Consider the following 18,949-nt stretch of genomic DNA (forward strand, 5'->3'; position numbering starts at 1 on the left):
AGATATAGCACAGCTGTTTTCCAAGTTATCGTCTCCGCACAACTACCCACAGGCTAATGATTCCGTAAGGTTAATTTTAAATTAACCCATTCTTCGAAAGTCGTGCGCTTTCTTGCGCAAGTTCATCGGACCGGCGAATTCGAGGAAGCCACACTGGTGACACGGAAGTGGCGTAAACAACCGAATGTTGGGACCTTGCGTAGGACGAATGATGCGATCGCGGATTGTGAACTTGATTGGCGCAGCAACACTTACCGTCGGACTTGGATCAATGCCTGCGGTTGGGGCAAACACCCCTGTGCCCAAGCCTACCGGTCAATCTGCGCAATGCGGCAATGCATCCTGGTATGCACTAAACGGTATAACCGCGAACGGAGAAAAAACAGATCCAACCGCGTTAACCGCAGCCCACCGCAATTTGCCCTTCGGTACGATGGTCAAAGTGAAAAATCTTGCAAACGGTCGCGAGGTTCTTGTTCGGATCAATGACCGGGGGCCTTTTGTGGATGGGCGGGTTATTGACGTCACGAAAGCGGCTGCCGCTCGATTAGGTTTTATCCGAAAAGGCGTGACCAGGGTCCGGATTACCTTTCCCGCTGGGATAAAAACCTTCAGAGCGCGGTATGCCTGCAAGTGACTGACGAAGAAGTTGCGCCGCTAAGAGCCATCATCGGATCAGACGGCCTTCTCAAACCATGTGGGTGACCTTAGCTTCGGATTTATTTAAGTATCTTTGGTGATCCATTATCGAACCCAAAATCAATAAATAAGATCGTTCGCGGTGATGACAAACAACAGCCACCTCGCTATCATCCTAGCCGTGGTCGATGGGGCCACGTGCACAGTAACTTTTTCGCGTGGCCCGTTTTGCGGGTTACGCGTTTTTTTTACTTCCAATAACCAACTACCAGCCATGAAATACTTTTTTGTGACGTGAATACCTCTAAGGGCTAACAAACGTGTGATGGCTGAAGGCCCTGCCAAAAAGCGTCTGTTCTTATTCTGACGGGTATACGCTCGCCAAAAATTTCTCAGACGCATTTAAGTACGCGGTCTGTTTTTGCGCACTCATACGGGACCAGGTCGCGTACATTTGCGCCAACCGCGGATTGCCTTTCAGTTTCGTTTCATTGCGGGCCAGGAACGTCCAATAAAGCGCGTTAAAGGGACAAGCATCAGGCTCGGTCTTTTTCGACACTTTGTAGGCGCAGTCGCCGCAATAGTCAGACATCTTGTTGATGTAGTTCCCACCAGATGCATATGGCTTTGATCCAAGCAAACCACCGTCCGCGAATTGGCTCATACCAATCGTGTTGGGCATTTCAACCCACTCAAATGCATCCGCATAAACGGTAAGATACCATTCGTGCACCTGCTTCGGATCAACGCCGATCAACATTGCAAAATTCCCGGTCACCATCAGGCGTTGGATGTGGTGAGCGTATGCTTCTTCCCGGGTTTGCTTTATCGCTGCTTTCAGGCACGCCATGTCAGTGTCGCCTGTCCAATAAAACTCGGGAAGGTCCCGTGTTGCGTTCAGAAAGTTTCCGGAGGCATAATCGGGCATTTTCAGCCAATAGATGCCGCGAACATATTCGCGCCAGCCAATAATCTGGCGAATGAACCCTTCCGCTGCGTTCAAAGGCACGTCACCGGCTTTGTACGCCTCTTCCACTGCGGAGCACATTTCAAGCGGGTCCAGCAAACCAATGTTGAGATAAAGCGAGGTTACTGCGTGATAGAGGAACTTTTCGCCCTTCAGCATAGCGTCTTGATAGTCTCCAAAGTGCGGGAGCGCCGTTTGCAGAAAGTGTTCGAAAGCCTCATGAGCCTGTTGGGTTGTGACTCCAAACCAGAACGGCTCGAGATCGCCAAAGTGATGGCCAAACCGATTATTGACTAAATCGAGCACCTCTTGCGTGACCTGATCTGGCTCGAAGCGTTTTGGCTCCGGCATAAAAAGGTCGGCCTTGGCCGGCTTGCGGTTTTCAGTGTCAAAATTCCATTTCCCGCCAATTGGCTCGCCAGGTTTGCCATCGTCGTTCATGAGCAAACCGGTCTGGCGGCGCATATCACGGTAGAAATACTCCATACGCAGCTGTTTGCGGCCTTTTGCCCATGATGTGAACTTCGGCAACGGGCACAAAAAACGAGTATCAGTAAAGATATCGACCGGGATTCCAAGATCTGACTGCCACGTTTTGACATCCTCAAGTACACGCCACTCGCTAGGCTCAGTCACACCCAAACGTTCTGGCTTGAGGATCTTGCACTGCCGTAGAACTTCCCCGGAAAAAGACCCCGCATTGTCTGAATCTTCAAGCTTTATATAGTGAACAGCCCACCCCTTCTCGCTAAGTTCTCGCGCAAAGTGCCGCATAGCGGAAAAAATGAAGGCAATCTTCTTTTTATGGTGCCGGACATGTGTGGCCTCCTCTACAACCTCCATCATCAAAATAGCGTCCTTGGCCGGATCTCCATCCCGTATTGAGGACAACCCGTGGGACAATTGATCACCGAAAATAACTATAAGTTTTCGCACCTGGCAGCTTCCATTTGTGTTTTACGCACGTCTTATACGCTTCCCCTGCGCTGCCATATCACTCCGCCGCCACAACAAATCATCAGCAACAATGAAGCGGCCTTTACCCTGTCAACAAATTCAGAAAGACATTGCCCGAACCACGATCATCCTGTATCAGGGCGGTCTCTATATCGCTTTGCGTGCCAGCACCCGTAGCTCAGCTGGATAGAGCGCTGCCCTCCGAAGGCAGAGGTCACAGGTTCGAATCCTGTCGGGTGCGCCAAAAATATCCGATACGTGAGATATCGCGTTTAATACGCCGGTTGGGCATCGCATTCGCTACGACCTTGAGACGGGTTCAAACGCCGCGCAGTTTTTCCGATATCCATCGAATATCTCGGTAGCGACACGAGTATAAATACCGGTGCGCGTACACTTTGGTTCAAGTGACGGATCCATCGCTTCAATACATGACTTTCGTAAGTTGAATTACGACATCTTTTGCATGAGATAATCGGACACTGCCCCTAGCCAACAACCAGCCGTCAGTCCGCTCCAAATGAGCGATGATTTGCACTGGCCGCGCGGCTGCGAATGACACGGGCAACGAGAACTCTTCAAAATCCGTATTCCCATCTGTGATCAACAATTTTTCGCGCAGTCCCTGACCTCCGGTTTCAGAACTGGGTACGGCTTGGTCCGGAACGAATATCCGGATGCGTCCTTCGGGGATTGCCTTAAGGCTTGGATAAGTAACCCTTACGAAGACTTTTTCTTCCTGAGCGCGCGCTCGGGTGCAGGGAACGGTCAGAGTTGCCAATATGGAGGTGCAAAGGAAGGCGCGTCTATTCAACATTCAGCTCGCTTCACGATCCATAGCTGCTGGCTGCGTTTTTCTGGGCCAAAAACTGGTTTGCAAAAGGGCGCCAATTGGCGCCCTTTTTTTTCTAGTACCTAAACAATTACGAAGTCATCGGCGGTCATCTCAAGACGTTTCCCGATCGCCGCAAATTGAACTGCCGCGAGTTGTCCTGACCCATCCTCATCGTACCAGAGGACACCATCGTTGGTGTCATAGATGATACGGTCATTTGCATCCTCACTCACCCCAAGCGAACTCATGTGAAATGCCGTTTCATCAAACGCGCCAGCTTCTCCAAGCTTTGAGAAGATCAGTCTGTCAAGCAGGATTTTGTCATCCGCCACGTTGAAGTCGCGAATTTCGTCGACATTATCTGCACCCAGTTCGGTTGAAAAACGGAAGGCATCGCCGCCCGCACCACCGACCAAAACATCGGCTCCAAGCCCACCGTCCAGAAAATCATCGCCATTGCCGCCGAAAAGTCTGTCTGCGGCTGCAATCCCCGGCTGGACTGGTTCAGGCGGAAACTCAACCGAAACATTGAGTTTATAGGTGGAGCCTACAGGTACAACTTCGGTCCATCCATCTGGGCTTGTGCTGGTCCAGCTTCCCTCCAAAATGTAGTAGGTGCCGGTCTCTTCGACAACGAAGACAGTGCTTGAGTCCCGGTTGCTGGTCGATCCGGGATCACCGCCCCCATCGTCGTTCTCAGTAACCACATTTCCGTCACTATCCAACAGACGAACCCAACTGTCATGAACATTTGGATCGGCAATTCCATCGATATCTATCGTCAAAATGGTTCCAGCTGCCAAGTCGATGCTGTAGTAGCCCCCCTTTCCGTTCCCGGTTGCACTGACTGTCGTATGAAGAACCGTCGTAGAATCAAAGATATCCGGATCTTCGGTTAGTGAGAAATTATTCGAAATATCGAAGGCAGTCTCGATCGAGTTGTTTGTCGCGTCAGGCCCAAGGGTTGCATATCCGGACCCTAGCCCCGGCCTCGGGATCGCTTCGGCTTGGTCGCCGAAGTCACCAAAGAGAATATCGTCGCCATCGCCAGCTCGTAGTGTGTCGCTACCGCCCTGACCTGTTAAGATGTTGTCGCCATCATCCCCTTTGATCCTGTCGTCAAATCCAGAGCCAGCAAGGTTCTCTATTGAAATGTAACGGTCCCCCTCAGACTTGCTCCGCGAGAGATTGAGTGAAACGCCAGTATCCGCGTCTGAATAATCTGCTGTATCGCTTCCTTCGCCACCGTTTAGGACATCTGCCCCACTACCGCCTGTGAGCACATCGTTGCCGCCAGCGCCAAAGAGCTCATTGACGCCGCCGTCCCCGATAAGGCGGTCATCAAATGAAGAACCTACTGCATTTTCAACACCAACAATGATGTCATGCCGGATTGCAGTCCCTCTGCCGACAATTTGAACCGGCCCGTCAGCATCTCCTCCGCTCGCAGTGCCATTTGCAAGATCGATTGTCACGCCAGCAGAACTTCCCTCGTAAACAACAGTATCTATTCCACTGCCACCATCGAGGTAGTCCTGACCTGAGCCGCCGATTAGCGTATCATTTCCTCCCTCCCCATAGAGGATGTCACCATCATTGCCGCCATCAAGAACATCATCTCCATCCCGGCCGTTGAAAACATCGCCGCCACCACGGCCCCAGAAATGGTTGGCAGCATCCGTTCCCACGAACCGATCAATCCGATCGTCCGAGCCAATCAGGTTTTCGATACTGTCGAAGGTATCCCCCGATGCGGTTCCACCACTCGCGACGTTGGTTTCCAAATTCACGAGAAGCTGGAATGGACTCTCCGTGCTGTAGTCAACCGTATCCGACCCGGCGCCGCCCCTGAAGATGTCCGCCCCGTCCTGACCACGCAGGATATCGTTGCCTTCGCCACCGTCGAGTAAATCGTTGCCGGCACCTCCAACAAGCGTGTCGTTTCCGCGACCACCATAGAGCGAATCCGCGCCATCGTCGGTTTCCGTTTGGTCCTCAAGATCGGCGATAGCGATTGTGTTGTTGATGTCACGGCTTGCCAGCGTATCGCGACCGCCGATGAGAAGGTCATCACCATCTAGACCAAAAATGACGTCGCTTCCAGCACCTCCGTTGATAGTATTGTTGCCGCCGTCGCCAAAGACGGGACGGGCAGTTTGAGCGTCGGCTCCGACCTCTGCAACACTTTCGTTATCGTCGGTGTCAGGCTCCGCAAAGCCGCCATCGGCATAAATGATATTTTCGACATGTGCGAACGAACCGATGTCCAAACCGCTTGCCAACACGATTACCGTATCGTTGCCGCCATCAGCTTCCTCGCGAACAATATCATAAGCAGAATCAACATAGTAGATATCGTCGCCATCGTTACCGGCCATACGATCCGCGCCGCCGCGCCCGTCAAGGATATTGGCTCCGTCATTGCCGATCAGGATATCGTCATGACTGCTGCCGATGCCGTTCTCAATGAAATATTGAGTTTGATCCGCATTGTGGCCGTCAAAGATCGAAACATTGTTCCTATGACCATTCACGCTCGAGAACTGTCCAGCGCGCAAATCAAGAATGGTCCCGGCAGTAGACCCAGAAAAGTCGATCGTATCGTTTCCGCCAGTATCATGGATCACGAAACCGATATCCCGCTGCATTCCAGTCGAAGTCAGCTCATAACCGTATTCTGTGCTCTTGAACCCGTAGACATTGTCTCCGGTATTGAGTTCAATGTTTTGGTATGTGCGTATGCCGTCTTCATCAACAGTTGAAAAGAAACGACGAATAACCGCTTCAATGTCGCCCATCAGTGGTGTTGAGGCGGACCAACGACTGTCTTCGCCAACGTCAATTCCGTCAAAATATGACATTACGCTGTATTGTTGGCGATCAAAGGTCCAGGTTGCGTTATTGAGATAGTTTATCTGAACGCCGCCAGGGCCACTATAGTTGTATAATCCTGGATGGTTCAATCCGAATTCATGGCCAAATTCGTGAATGAACGTGTCGAAAACATAACCGCCAATGTCTGTTAGATTGGGTTCGGTATCATGGAACCTTTGTCCGACACTCACGTAACGGTCGCTTGAAAACGCGCTTCCATCACTTTGTTCGCCAACCTCGGGACTTACAACTTCCATCCACTGAGTGTCGGGATCGAACGGCACATCATCCACTACCTCGAATTGCATCGGAGTGACCGAAGACCACATGTTCAGAGCGCCTATGGCGGCCGCCTTGTAATCAGGATGATTGTTAAGCTCGCCAACGTTTATGACCAACGGCTGCGCCGTGGTTTCCGGCGTCAAGCTGCGTGGCAGCGCTCCGAGATAGTCCAGATACGCTTCATAATCCTCGCTTTTTCCAAAGGGATTTTCTGGACTTTGATCGTTGACCCACCAGATTTCAGAGTTTTGAGCTGCAGAGGCGCCCTCTTCAGAAAATCCAGCCGAACCGACCTCCCCCATGACCCCTAGCACAAAACTATGCGTGTTGAGACCGGCGCCGCCATCTTCAACTTTTGCAGGTACCGGTTTTGCGTCGTAAGAAACCGAAAGCTGGTTGCTCAAACAGGAATTACACATTCAAACCTCAATTTTTTGATTGCATATATATGCTGTAATAACTTTTAGTTGTATTCAAGTGTCTTATTTTGGCGGGTTGTGTATGCCCCCCAATCCTATTTTCTATCTATTGGTGTATTTTGCGTTTTTGCCAGAATTTTGTCGCCATCAAATACCAAAATCCCACAGCCGATTTTCGACACGTCGCACTGTCGGGACACTGAAGGTCCTGAGGCATCGGTTGCTTACTGCTGTAAATCGTCCAGATTTCTGACGAAAACCAGATGAGCTGGCCGACATCACGCTAGAGTGCAGTACCACACAAACTCTGTTAAGAGCGGTGTGCGGTGGCGTCTAAAATGCCCAAAACAGTTTTCTGAAGGTCCGGCGCAGCAAATGAGTCTTACAGTTCCACCACCGATTATCGGTATATTTTATGGATTTTTGATTTGGCTGGGCGCTCGCTGGTTCCCTGAGCTATCGGTCACATTTCCCGGTCAGAGTGCTTTTGCGGGTATCCTTGGCCTCATCGGCGCCACGATGGACGCGACAAGCGTGCTGGCTTTCATAAAGGCCCGGACCACGATCTCACCATTGTCCCCATCGAACACAAAGAAGTTTGTCAGAACTGGATTTTACCGGATTTCTCGCAATCCGATGTATCTGGGAATGGCTTTGCTTCTCTCAGCTTACGGTGTTTGGCTTGGCAGCTTCATTTTGGTCCCGGTACTTTGTTTGTTCGTGTGGTATCTGACCACCTTCCAAATCAAACCCGAAGAGATCGAACTTCGGCGGAAATTTGGCGAAGGATACGACCAATACTGTAGCGCAGTCCGCCGCTGGATATAGCCGCAGCACAATTTGCGCACACCCGGCGGCTTGGATAAAAGTTCGTAACTCGGCAGTTGGAACCCAGGCATTATGAAACTCGGCATTGTGCTGCCACGGGGCATGCATTTTTCCAAAACAGGCGCAACCTCCATTGATCTCGTGGCGCGGGACCTAGTTCTGCGTAGCCGCTTTCAAGCAGATACTTGTGTTGTTGGCGGCCTGGTTGAGAACCCGTTTCCGGACGTGAACTTCATTCCTGTGCCACCAAAAGCAATTGCAAAAAACGCAGCGATCATCTTGCAGCGCGAATGCCCTGATCTTGTGGTTGTGCATCAACATGCCGAGAGCGCATCGTTTATCGCGCGGAGGCTTCCTCACCTCCCGGTCGTCCTGCACCGGCACGGCCTGATGCGCCACAAGCGAGGGCTTCTCTCGCGATGGCGAAAGGGCCGTGCCCTGAAGCACTTAAGCGCCGCGATCTTTGTGAGCGACTACATCAGATCCAGTTTCTTAGCGGCATACCCGCAGAACAACCTGCCAACCTTTGTTGTGCCAAACGGTGTTGACGGTGTCTCTTGGGAGCCATCTGAGACGAAAGAAAAAACGATCGTGTATGTCGGCAGAGCCCGGGAAGACAAAGGTGTCATCCATCTATTGGATGCTTTTTTGCGTGCAAAGCCAGATACTTGGCGTTTGCATCTTGTGCTTGCCGTGCAGACTCAAGACGAACGAAGAATATTCGAGAAAATCACTGGGAAGGCCTGTTCCCATACAGGTGTCGTTATTGAAAAGAACCTCGATTTCACGCAGGTTCAAAGAGCGCTTGGTAGAGCATCGATCGCGGCACTCCCATCCATCGTTGCCGAGGGATTTCCGCGAGCCGTGGTGGAAGCCATGGCCTGCAAATGCGCGATCATTACAACCCCAACCGGCGGCACTCCCGAAGCCGCGGGCGACACCGTGCACTACCTACCGATGCCGGGTGCTCCAGATTTTTTACAGCAGATCGCCGCCGCTCTCCAGCTCGTCATGGAAGATATCGATTACCGTAAAAAGCTTGCAAGTGCGGCACGAGAAAGGTTTGAAGCACAAATCGAAATCGGGCGGGTCGCAAAACGCTACGATGATGTGCTGGAAACCATTTTAAAAACAAGAACAGCCGATACTCGCCAGCCGGAGAATACAAGATGAGTATAGCGGAAAGTAATACCGGCCGGATTGGCGTTTTGGTGTGTACTGCAGACCGACCAAAAATGCTGCTTCGATGCCTTAAGTCACTTGCCGCTCAAGAGATTCCGGAGTCTTGGACTCTGGAGATCGTGGTCGTGGAAAATGACCAAGAGCCAAAGTCCAGACAAGCGGTGCTCGAGTTTGCAGCATCACAGAAGGTCCCGATACACTACGCACAGGAAAAAACACGCGGTATTCCCTTTGCCCGGAACAAGTCGCTTGAACAGGCATTGAGACAAGGTTTCGATATTGTCGCCTTGATCGATGATGACGAAAAAGCCGAAGATGGCTGGTTAAACGCGCATTTCCAAACCCTCATGAAAGACAACATATCGGTCAGCTATGGGCCGGTGACCAAAACATTCGAGGTGGAGCCTCCGAGCTGGTTCCCACCAGAAGTGCCATCCAAAAACACACCAGGAATGGAGCTCAAACGCGCCTCGACCAACAACGTCGCGTTCCTATCAGATCTCATCAATCCTCCGCACAACCTGAGATTCAATCCCGTCTTCCTGCATGGTTATGAAGATCTGGACTTTTTCGAAACCGCCCACGCACGCGGTTTTAAAATAGTCTGGACACCGGACGCGGTCGTTAATGAATATGTCCCGGAAAACCGGTTGACCGCTGCGCGGATGTTGGGCTTTGTTCGCGCCAGTGCAACGGCACATGTTCAAGTCGGAATATTGCGGAATGGCTATCCCAAAACTTTTGTCAAATTTGGCTTGAAGGGCCTGCGACGTCTGATTTCGAGCACCGTGCTTCTTGTCATTCTTGCACCGCTCTACCGTGGCGGATGGCAAAGCCTTGAGAAGCGTTACTACAAAAATCGCATGCGCTTTGCCCGGGCGATTGGCAACCTACGCGGTATTTTTCTGCAGTCGGCAAGCTACTACGATAAGATTGACGGGCATTGAGGCAATGATCGAAAAACGCGTTTTCGCGTTCTGGACTGGCTCAAACGAGATGTCACCAGAACGCCAAAAGTGCCTTCAAAGTCTTGGCAATACTGATCTTGACGTTGTTTTGGTAACACCCAGCACGCTTGACAACTGGGTCCTCCCAGAGCACCCCCTGCATTCAGCCTATGAGTACCTGTCTGCGGTGCACAAGTCCGATTATCTCCGTCCGTATTTCATGCATTACCATGGTGGTGGATACGCAGACATTAAGTTGACCACGGCATCCTGGCGGCCGGCGTTTGACCAACTTGCAAAAACCCCGGACGCGTATGCCATCGGCTACCGGGAAAAGTCCGGTAAAGGCGTTGCTCACATCCACCGCCACCGCTTGCTCGGCAAGAGTTATATTCTCAACAATCAAACGAACACATTTGCCAACACAATGCGATACCGTTGGCTTCGGAGCCAGTGGCGCTCACTGATCGGCATGTGCGGGTATATTTGCAAACCCGCATCGCCATTCACCAGCGACTGGCTCAGCCAAGTTGAGGACCGGCTGGACCTTCTGCTGCCGGCATTGAGAAGCAATCCGGCGACCAACCCAAGGGCCGCGTCGGATCAACCACCTGCGTCAGGAGAAACAGCCTACCCGCTGCCATGGTCGGCGATTTGCGCAGATGTGATCCACCCGTTGGTTTACCGGCACAGGCGTCATATCCTGCAAGGACTTCCGGCCCCGAGTTTTAAAAACTACCTTTAATCGTATCAAAGCTGTAAGAGAACATGCTGCAGCTCTGACAGATCCACTTCCGTGCTTGCCGTAAAATCTCTACCTTGCGGATTTCGGGTCATAAGGCTGCGGTATCGGAAGTTCTTTTCTCGCGCGATCATGAAATAGTGTGGCGAGCCCATAGTTGGTGAAAACAATTCTATCAACGTTGTTGGTTTAGCCCGCCGAAAAACAAGATTGGTCAAACCCGCTCCATGTTGACCAAGTACAACTTCCGCCTCACTAAATAGCTTAGCTTGTTTTTTGAGTGTAAGCTCGCCCGGGTCAACGACCTCAAAACCGTGTTTTTTAGCCAAGTCAATCACAGCGCCTCTATTCCTCAGCGCCCGGCCATTGGCTGCATTTTCTCCACGCAGCACAAGCAGGCGACGTTTATTGGCCGGTTCAAGATCAAGTTCCAGCTTTTCACACAACCAATCAAAAAACGGCCTCCGGCAAAAGGGACTCTGCACCAAATAAAGCTCTTCAATCCGCAAGACCTCTTTTCGTTTTTGCCGGACGACTTGGCGCCCCCCAAAAAGCCCAAGAGCTTCGGCCTCTTTAAAGAAGCTGGTTGCACCCGTCTTCTCTGAGACAATGACCGGTGCCGACGGGCAAATGCCGAGGTGTTCTGCCGAATGCAATTTCGACAAGACATAGAGAAAAAAATGGAAGTAGTTGTCGCCATGAAAGTGATGCAACGAAATAGCTTTTGGCAAACACAAAGCCGGCTTTTGAAGATGCTTTAAAAATGAAGGGTTTTTTTCCGTTTGTGACCGGTCGCTGCTTCCCCACACAACACGCCCCTGCTTGAATATTATTCCCATCTTAGGGTCCAGGGTGCACGGGCCTGTAACTCTGTAGACCGCCTCCCGGTCCGATAATTTGCTCCAGGAGTGCAAAAACTCAACGGCCTGCGCCGGAAGTGGTTTGGGCCATTCCACATCGTAGGGAGAATATTCGTTCTCGGTAACGGGTGTGGTAGCCGTTTCAAATGCCACCGTCGGCCACAGTTGCCCCACTTTGGATGTCAATGATTTGCGAAGCCGGTGATAGGCATCACGGAACGGATAACTCATCTCTTAGTTCGTCCATCAGATCGGTGGCGCGATCAGGTTTGTTATGGCCGACGGAACCCGATTTTTTTCGGCAATACCGAGACCTCGAGCCTTGTATCGTGGATCGGTTCACCATCAAGATTAAACTGCAGCGGCTTATCAGTTTCGATAATGACTGCTTTGACCCTACGCATGATCAGGCTGTCGCGCAGACCATCGGGCCCATATTCGATCAAACGGCCAAGTAGGTCTGCGACATCATCTCCCCGAGGGTAGGGTACGATGGTGAGATCCAGGAACCCGTCGTCAAGAAGCGCATCCGGGCATAATTCGACACCGCCACCTGCCTGTTTTCCGTTTCCAACGGCAATTGCGAGAAAATCCCCCCTCCATGAGAAGTCTTCAGCCGATATCGCCCCATGGCTAGATGCGAGCTCCGAAAACCTGTGCAACCCGGTGAAAAGGTAGGCTGCGCCGCCAAGCACACGTTTCAGGTTCGGATCCGTTTCTGACGTCACACTGGCCCCAAAACCTCCGGTCGCCATGTTTATGAAAGCCCGGCCATTGACGGAGCCAACGTCGGTCGGCTTGGGTTGGCACCGCGCTGCGAACCTGAGACACCCCAAAATATCACTCGGATCAAGGCCAACGCCACGAGCGAAATCATTGGCCGTGCCCAGCGGCAGCACAGCCAACTCAAATGGCAGTGTTTTATCTCCCTGCAGACCATCAAGAAGCGCGGCAACAATCTCGTTGACGGTTCCATCTCCTCCCGCGGCTACCAATGTGGAAATCTGGTCCTCAGCTGCTTCATCCAATGCTTCCAATGCAAGGCGTTGCGTGTCTCCGGCCTCCCAAGTCACACGGACACTGACCGTATGGCCCATTTTTCTGACCGCATCGACTGCGCGCCGGACATCGTCACGAAGCGCAGCTTTCCCGTTTAAGATCACTCTTAGATGTTGCTTCGACACGTTCTGCGAAGCTCCTTATCAATCATCCAGGCAGCATGGCTTCGCGATCGGCACGCGCCATACGCGCCTCTTCAATCAGCCAGCTTCTAAAGGCTTTCACAACCGGGCGCAGCGTCCGATTTTCAGGATAAACGAAGTAGTAGGCAGTTTGTTGCCGCAAAGAAAGATCGAACAACCTGACCAAGCGCCCGGATGCCAGTTCATCCTCGATAAAAAATCGAGGGATAAGGGCCGCCCCGGCACTGTGTACCGCTGCCTCCGCAATCATTACAAATTGCTCGAACCTCGCGCCCTGAAAAGCCGCTGTAGTACTCACACCGGCCAGGTCGAACCACTGCCTCCAAGCCATAGGGCGTGTCGACAATTGCAGACGGGGAACACGACTAAGTTCTGCAGGAGAATTGATGTTGTGCCGGTCTCGAAAAGCACGTGAGGCAACGGGGATTACCTCTTCTGCAAAAAGCGGCTCTGCTATCGCACCTGCCCAAACCGGATTGCCGTGATGTATGGCTCCATCAAAGGGCTCTACAGAAAAATCAAAAGGTTGAAGCCGGACGCTGAGATTGAGGCCAGCGGCGGGATAGCGCTTTGAGAAACCGGCAATACGAGGCGCAAGCCAACGGGTGCCAAAAGTCGGCAAAACAGCGAGATTCAAGACGTCTTCGCTGCCCGCATAGGACATTACTTGCCGCGTTGCATCCGTCAACTCCTCCAAGGCGCCTTTGATATCATGAAGGTATATCCGGCCGGCATCCGTCAAGACGATCCTCTGCCTGACCCTCCGAAACAGCTCGACTCCAAGCCGGTCTTCCAGGTGCCTAATCTGCTTAGAAATCGCACCTTGTGTCAGATTCAGCTCCTCCGCAGCACGAGTGAAACTGGCGTGACGCGCGGCACACTCAAAGGCAATCAATGCGTCGGCCGGCGGTACAAATGCACGTTTCATCTATTTCCCGCACATACACTTATTATTCCAATTTGGCATGAACAATTGAGCAGAAATAGCTTTTATGTCAATCTAGTCGGCGGCAAACTATTCCTGATAGTGATAATAATGGCCAAATATGCAGTCGATCCGCTGTTTCGAGTTGGCCGCATGCCGCCAACAGCGGAGGAGACAACGCCATGAATGTTCAAGCATCTGTAAAATCTTCGCCAACCGGCGGCGGTATTTTTGACTGGCAAGACGCTTTCATGCTCCACGACCAGCTCAATGAAGACGAAGTGCTCATAATGGAAAGCGCTCGTGCCTATGCGACCGACAAGCTGCTGCCGCGGATCATTGAAGCTTACCGGGAGGAAAAGACAGACCGCTCCATCTTCAATGAAATGGGTGAGCTTGGCCTGCTTGGCTTAACGCTTCCGGAAGAGTATGGCTGCGCTGGCGCGTCCTACGTATCGTATGGCCTTGTCGCCCGTGAAATCGAGCGCATTGATTCAGGTTACCGGTCCATGATGAGCGTTCAGTCTTCGCTGGTCATGTATCCGATTTATGCGTATGGCTCAGAGGAACAGCGCAAAAAATACCTTCCAAAGCTCGCGAGCGGTGAGTTTGTTGGGTGCTTTGGGCTCACTGAACCGGATGCAGGCTCCGATCCAGCTGGAATGCGCACACGCGCGGAAAAAATAGAAAATGGGTATCGGTTGACCGGTTCCAAGATGTGGATCTCCAACGCGCCGATTGCCGATGTTTTTGTGGTCTGGGCAAAATCCGAAGCCCATGATGGCGCAATCCGGGGGTTTGTGCTCGACAAGGGAACAAAGGGCTTGTCGGCACCGAAAGTTGGCGGAAAACTCTCCCTGCGTGCATCTATCACCGGCGAAATCGTCATGGATAATGTTGAGGTAGGTGAAGATGCGCTTCTGCCTCACGTATCTGGTTTGAAAGGTCCATTCGGGTGTTTGAACCGGGCGCGCTATGGCATCTCTTGGGGCTCTCTCGGCGCTGCAGAAGACTGCTGGCATCGGGCGCGCCAATACGGACTAGACCGAGAGCAATTCGGACGCCCGCTCGCGCAGACACAGTTATTCCAGAAAAAGCTTGCCGACATGCAAACTGAGATTTCGCTCGGCCTTCAGGCATCGCTGCGTGTTGGGCGCTTGTTTGACGCTGGCAAGGCAGCGCCGGAAATGATTTCTATCGTCAAGCGGAACAATTGCGGCAAGGCGCTAGATATTGCCCGTGTCGCACGGGACATGCACGGCGGCAACGGCATTCAAGAAGAGTATCACGTCATGCGCCATGCGCAGAACTTGGAAACCGTGAACACCTATGAAGGCACGCATGATGTGCATGCACTGATTTTGGGGCGCGCGCAAACAGGCTTGCAGGCATTTTTCTAGGCTTCAAAACCCCTTTCGATGGGCTGAAAGCAATAGACTTTCAGCTCCTTTTTCCAGGGCACGCCCATGTCCAATTCATTTGCAGATGTTGTCATCATCGGCGGCGCCGTGATGGGCTCATCGATCGCATGTCAGTTAGCACAGCGCCCTGATTTTTCAGGTCGTATAATTGTTGTCGAAGCCGACCCTTCCTACCAGGTTTGCGCCTCGGCGCGATCAGCCGCCTCCATACGCCAGCAATTTTCTAGTAAGATCAACATCGAGATCTCTTTGTTCGGCATTTCCTATCTTCGCGGCATTGGCGAACACCTGAGTGTTGATGGCGAAGCGCCGACGATCGATCTCCATGAAGGCGGGTACCTTTTTCTTGCAACTAAAGACAAACACTCAATCCTGAAGGAAAATCATGAGCTGCAGCAGCAGCTTGGAGCGAATATTGCATATTTTGACCTGGCCGCAATCAGCGAACGGTTTCCTTGGCTGAACACTGACGGCTTGGAAGCTGGATGTCATGGTTTGACGGGAGAGGGCTGGTTCGATGGCTACGGGCTTATGCAGGCGTTCCGCCGAAAAGCCCGGTCGCTAGGGGTGCGCTATGTCAATGCAAAAGCTACCAAGTTTTCTCGTGACGGATCATCATGGGCGATCACGCTCGCAAACGGTGACATATTGTCAGCCGGAATACTCGTGAATGCTGCGGGTGCATCAGGTGGGACTGAGATCTGCCGGAAAGTCGGCATGGATGTTCCAGTTCGTAGCAAAAAGCGATGTGTTTTCACATTTGAATGCCGGCAATCGCTAGACCGCTTTCCCCTGCTCATTGATCCGAACGGAACCTATGTCCGGCCGGAAGGCGCTGGTTACATCTGTGGCTCAGCCCCGCCTGTCGATGATCCTGACTGCGATGACTTCGAGGTTGAATACGGGCTGTTTGAAGAGCACATCTGGCCAACCCTTGCCAACAGAGTGCCTGCGTTCGAATCCATCAAACCAGGAGCGGCCTGGGCTGGATGCTACGACATGAATCTTTTTGACCACAATGCTTTTGTCGGCCCCGTATCGGGAATTGATAACTTCTACATTGCGCTCGGATTTTCGGGGCATGGACTTCAACAAGCTCCGGCCGTCGGGTGCGGTTTAGCGGAACACATCGCGACAGGCAGCTATCAAACGCTTGATTTGTCTGCACTCGGAATGGAACGGCTTACAACAAATAGACCATTGATCGAAAGAAATGTGGTCTAGTTTTTGTTATGAAGCCTATTCGGCCACGTCTGCCTCGAGAAAGTTATCCGGTATAATTGGACGAACCAGTTTCCGCTCTGCAGCAGTAACGGCAGTTGCATGCTGTTGCGTGGTTTGCAGCTGCACTGGTTTGCCGGCCGGCGTGCTTGCCTGACCGCCATCTCCAACAGAGTCTGTGGAATTCTGCCGCTCAACTGTCATGAGCTCGCCGGTTGCTCTGGCGGACTGTACCAAGTTTCTCAGCTGCGGCGTTCCAGACCAGCCCGCCCAATCGAGCGTGCGGGTGAACCCTTCGAGCAAGACCGCCCGCAATCGTGCCATGCGCGCTTTATCAGGCTCAAACGGCGGGGTCTCATGGCGAAGATAGCTGCGCTGCGCGATCACGAGCGTCAGTGTATGGATCTGCGACTCCGGGATGCCATAGGTCTGGCTGATGTACCGGCCTTTCACGCCGTCGTCGGTCGAAACGTTAAAGCCGGTAAGGCCGGTAAACGACCCAGCAAAAGTATTTCGCAGATCGGGATGGCAAGAAGTATTGTCATGCGTGCCTATATTGATGATCGGCAGCATGACGCCTGGCACCGGACCGGGTTTTGATCGCCGGGACTGGCAATCGAACAACAACACGGTTTTGTTGAGTCGGCGTATCCGGTCGATCTGTTGCCGCACCGCTGCATGATACGGATCGTGGAAAAGCAGCACGCGCTGATCGATTTCTGTTGGGCCCGGCTCCTCCCCAGCTTTGTAAAGGCGTTTGCCATCAAGCGTGGTCAACGGGCACAACGCCCGGGCGTAGTCCTCTTCCTCTGGCTTGCGCATCCGGGGGTCATGATCAACATCGACAACATATCGTGAGATCGTTGTTGCGATAATCGTCGCATCCAGCAAATCAGCGATATCGAGCACCTGATCGAGGTGCCAGGAGATATCCATCTGCAAACGGCCAGTGGCACTCAATCTTCCGCCGATCGCCGGCGGTACTTCCGTACCGCTGTGCGGAAGGCAGAGTATCAGTGGACTATTGCCTCTTTTCAGAACAATCATGGTGCAAAACCTAGTGCCCGAACGCGTCGCGCGATCAGTTTGATTTTTTTACCTTACGGAAACAAGACAAATCCGCGGCAAATCAAAAAAATGAAAGCTCATCGGATGACGCGGAAGCCAATGCGCCAGATGCCGAAACCGACACCGCCACTTTATACGGTTTCGCATGCTTAAAACGCAGGCGACATTGAATACGCACAGATATTCGTTGTGCGGCTGATGGGTCAGTTTCCGTACATTCAGAATTCCGAGATCCATAGCCCTTTGACCGACATGGTTTTTGGCGCAAGATAGGGCCAATAGTCTTTTGTGTTTGCGCTGCCCAGCGCTGACACACCTTCTGAACACATTTCAAAGGACGCGAGAATGACGCTGTCAAACGGCAAGGAATTCCTCATGATTCCAGGGCCGACAAATATTCCGGACACCGTATTGCAGGCCATGCATCGACCCGCAATCGACATCTATGAAGGCCCGCTCGTAGAAACGACAGATGCCTGTATGGCAGGATTGAAGCGCCTCTTCCGTACGGAAGCGCCGGTCTACATTTATGCAGCGAATGGGCATGGCGCATGGGACGCAGCGCTCACCAACACGCTCAACCGTGGAGACACTGTTCTCGTTTTGGAATCTGGCCTTTTTGCGCATGCATGGGGCGAAGCTGCTAGAGTTCTCGGCCTGAATGTTGATCGCGTTGAAGGCACTTGGAGATCCGCCGTGGATCCAAATGTTGTCGAACAGCAGCTAAGGCAGGACGCAGACCACAAAATCAAAGCCGTTTTGATGGTTCAGGTGGACACCGCTTCAGGTGTTTGGAATGACGTAAAGGCTGTCCGTGCAGCAATTGATGCGGCCGGCCACCCTGCACTTTTCATGGTGGACACCATCGCCTCCCTTGGCTGCATGCCATTTGAGATGGACGCCTGGGGCGTAGACATTGCACTTACCGGTTCACAAAAGGGGCTCATGAGCCCGCCAGGACTGTCTTTTGTGGCAGCGGGCCCCAAAGCAGTCGAAGCACATGCGTCCGCAAACTTGAAAAACAACTACATGGACTGGACGTTCCGAAACGGCGAGATACACTACCAGAAGTATTGCGGGACGCCTCCTGAACATCTTCTTTTTGCTTTTAGAGCTGCCCTCGATCTTCTATTTCAAGAAGGGCTTGAGCAAGTTTGGCACCGCCATGCGCTGCTGGCCGAAGCAACACGGCACGCACTCGGTGTTTGGTCCGAGGCCGGATCAATCGACTTCAATATCATCAACCCGCATGCGCGCTCCAACAGTGTGACCGTTGCCACTTTTGATGAAATTGATCCAGAACCGCTGCGCAATTTCACGAAGGATGTCTGTGGCGTCACAATCGGCGGCATGATCGGTCCGATAGTCGGTAAAGGGATAAGGATTGGCCATATGGGCCATGTAAACGCGGTGATGGTTCTTGGGACACTCAGTGCGGTAGAGCTCGGCCTTAAAAAACTCGGCATCCCACACAACTCAGGCGGGCTTCAAGCGGCGATAGACTACCTTGACAAGGCTCTCTAGATTAGAGCTGTTTTGAGATTTTAATTCAAGCATGAGCTTCGATCTCTGAGGCATTG

At 52.3% G+C, this 18,949-nt stretch carries 14 protein-coding genes and 1 tRNA gene; 9 read left to right on the plus strand and 6 right to left on the minus strand.

The genetic code is table 11. The annotated features are described in order from the left end of the window. The first annotated feature begins 208 nt into the window (after nt 1-208). The gene (locus JM93_RS12485) at nt 209-637 is read left to right on the plus strand and encodes a septal ring lytic transglycosylase RlpA family protein (protein ID WP_145343812.1); all 429 of its coding nucleotides are present in this window, start codon (nt 209-211) and stop codon (nt 635-637) included. 360 nt (nt 638-997) lie between these two features. On the opposite strand, the gene JM93_RS12490 is transcribed toward JM93_RS12485, so the two are convergent. Beyond that, nucleotides 998-2,542: a cryptochrome/photolyase family protein gene (locus JM93_RS12490; protein ID WP_145343814.1), complete on the minus strand. Its 1,545-nt coding sequence runs from the start codon at nt 2,540-2,542 to the stop codon at nt 998-1,000. Nucleotides 2,543-2,730: 188 nt separating this feature from the next. On the opposite strand from JM93_RS12490, the gene JM93_RS12495 reads away from it, so the two are divergent. Next, nucleotides 2,731-2,807: transfer RNA gene (locus JM93_RS12495), tRNA-Arg, on the plus strand. Nucleotides 2,808-3,478: 671 nt separating this feature from the next. On the opposite strand, the gene JM93_RS12500 is transcribed toward JM93_RS12495, so the two are convergent. Then, entirely contained in the window at nt 3,479-6,856 is a 3,378-nt protein-coding gene (locus JM93_RS12500; protein WP_145343935.1) for a M10 family metallopeptidase C-terminal domain-containing protein, read from the minus strand. Between the two features lie 492 nt (nt 6,857-7,348). Here JM93_RS12500 and JM93_RS12505 point away from each other — a divergent pair, with 492 nt between their 5' ends. The 4 genes from JM93_RS12505 to JM93_RS12520 all read left to right on the plus strand — a co-directional run bounded on the left by JM93_RS12505 (nt 7,349) and on the right by JM93_RS12520 (nt 10,675). After that, entirely contained in the window at nt 7,349-7,801 is a 453-nt protein-coding gene (locus JM93_RS12505; protein ID WP_145343816.1) for a methyltransferase family protein, read from the plus strand. A gap of 102 nt (nt 7,802-7,903) precedes the next feature. Next, nucleotides 7,904-8,974, plus strand: coding sequence for a glycosyltransferase family 4 protein (locus tag JM93_RS12510; RefSeq protein WP_244300835.1), 1,071 nt, complete (start codon nt 7,904-7,906; stop codon nt 8,972-8,974). Further along, nucleotides 8,971-9,930, plus strand: coding sequence for a glycosyltransferase family 2 protein (locus tag JM93_RS12515; RefSeq protein ID WP_145343820.1), 960 nt, complete (start codon nt 8,971-8,973; stop codon nt 9,928-9,930). The genes JM93_RS12510 and JM93_RS12515 overlap by 4 nt, the downstream gene beginning before the upstream one ends. A 4-nt stretch (nt 9,931-9,934) precedes the next feature. Continuing rightward, the gene (locus JM93_RS12520; protein WP_145343822.1) at nt 9,935-10,675 is read left to right on the plus strand and encodes a glycosyltransferase family 32 protein; all 741 of its coding nucleotides are present in this window, start codon (nt 9,935-9,937) and stop codon (nt 10,673-10,675) included. A gap of 5 nt (nt 10,676-10,680) precedes the next feature. Here the strand turns inward: JM93_RS12520 and JM93_RS12525 are convergent, their stop codons facing one another. From JM93_RS12525 to JM93_RS12535, 3 genes are read right to left on the minus strand one after another with little or no spacing between them, the layout of a single operon-like run. Beyond that, nucleotides 10,681-11,763: a glycosyltransferase family 61 protein gene (locus JM93_RS12525; protein WP_145343825.1), complete on the minus strand. Its 1,083-nt coding sequence runs from the start codon at nt 11,761-11,763 to the stop codon at nt 10,681-10,683. A gap of 41 nt (nt 11,764-11,804) precedes the next feature. Next, complete coding sequence (gene yegS, locus JM93_RS12530) at nt 11,805-12,716, minus strand: lipid kinase YegS (protein WP_145343827.1); 912 nt, start codon at nt 12,714-12,716, stop codon at nt 11,805-11,807. Between the two features lie 22 nt (nt 12,717-12,738). Beyond that, nucleotides 12,739-13,662: a LysR substrate-binding domain-containing protein gene (locus JM93_RS12535; RefSeq protein WP_145343829.1), complete on the minus strand. Its 924-nt coding sequence runs from the start codon at nt 13,660-13,662 to the stop codon at nt 12,739-12,741. 179 nt (nt 13,663-13,841) lie between these two features. Between JM93_RS12535 and JM93_RS12540 the strand changes: the two genes are divergently transcribed. Together JM93_RS12540 and JM93_RS12545 are read left to right on the plus strand one after the other, a co-directional pair. After that, nucleotides 13,842-15,059, plus strand: coding sequence for an acyl-CoA dehydrogenase (locus tag JM93_RS12540; protein ID WP_145343831.1), 1,218 nt, complete (start codon nt 13,842-13,844; stop codon nt 15,057-15,059). Nucleotides 15,060-15,125: 66 nt separating this feature from the next. Then, complete coding sequence (locus JM93_RS12545; protein WP_145343833.1) at nt 15,126-16,304, plus strand: NAD(P)/FAD-dependent oxidoreductase; 1,179 nt, start codon at nt 15,126-15,128, stop codon at nt 16,302-16,304. Between the two features lie 15 nt (nt 16,305-16,319). On the opposite strand, the gene JM93_RS12550 is transcribed toward JM93_RS12545, so the two are convergent. Next, a complete protein-coding gene (locus JM93_RS12550; protein WP_145343835.1) occupies nt 16,320-17,348 on the minus strand; it encodes an N-formylglutamate amidohydrolase in 1,029 nt (342 codons plus the stop codon). A 366-nt stretch (nt 17,349-17,714) separates the two neighbouring features. On the opposite strand from JM93_RS12550, the gene JM93_RS12555 reads away from it, so the two are divergent. Beyond that, nucleotides 17,715-18,893: a pyridoxal-phosphate-dependent aminotransferase family protein gene (locus tag JM93_RS12555; RefSeq protein WP_145343837.1), complete on the plus strand. Its 1,179-nt coding sequence runs from the start codon at nt 17,715-17,717 to the stop codon at nt 18,891-18,893. The last annotated feature ends 56 nt before the right edge of the window (nt 18,894-18,949 follow it).

Origin of the sequence: Roseibium hamelinense (assembly GCF_007830545.1) — a bacterium.
In the GTDB taxonomy this organism is placed as follows: Bacteria; Pseudomonadota; Alphaproteobacteria; order Rhizobiales; family Stappiaceae; genus Roseibium; species Roseibium hamelinense.